This is a genomic window from Streptomyces sp. A1136 (assembly GCF_004795055.1).
In the GTDB taxonomy this organism is placed as follows: Bacteria; Actinomycetota; Actinomycetes; order Streptomycetales; family Streptomycetaceae; genus Streptomyces.
Map to the genome: position 1 here is coordinate 1 of NZ_SSBJ01000310.1, position 557 is coordinate 557.

Consider the following 557-nt stretch of genomic DNA (forward strand, 5'->3'; position numbering starts at 1 on the left):
CCCGAACGCCTGGGTCTCCTCCTTGTCGGCCATCCCGGGGCCGATCAGCACGGCGTCGGCCGCCTCCGCGAGCTCGCGCACCGTGTCGGCGGCCGCCGCCGCGATGGCGCCGCCGTCGGTCTCCGGCAGCGCCCGCACGAGGGCCTCCGGCAGGGTCTGCGCGGCGAAGCCGGCCATCGACCCGACCGTCGCCACCTGGAGCTTCCCCGCCCCCGCACGCATGGCCGCCTCGGCCGCGAGCAGCACGGCACCGAGGGTCTCGGTGCTGCCACCGATCACCAAAACCGAGCCGCGCGCGTTCTTGCCCCCCTCCGGCTCCGGCAGCTGCCAGGCGCGCAGCACCTCCGGGGTGACAATGGTGGGGTCAGGGCGGTGCTTCTCATGGGCCGGGCGCGGCATCGGGCTCCCTCGTGACGTCCTCGGCCTCGGCGACGATGTGCTCGACCTCGTTGAAGGAGATCAGCTCGAAGCCGCCGTCGTCGGTGCGCTCGTAGCGGGTGAGCGACGCGTTCGCGACCTGCTCCTCCTTGTCGATCGTCAGCAGCTCCTGCTCGGTG

The 557-nt window shown here is 73.4% G+C and carries 1 protein-coding gene; it reads right to left on the reverse strand.

The window, feature by feature from the left end; all coding sequences use genetic code 11:
* A partial coding sequence (locus E6R62_RS38770; RefSeq protein WP_276615704.1) for an NAD(P)H-hydrate dehydratase occupies positions 1-399 on the reverse strand: 399 nt, incomplete at its 3' end.
* Positions 400-557: the final 158 nt, after the last annotated feature.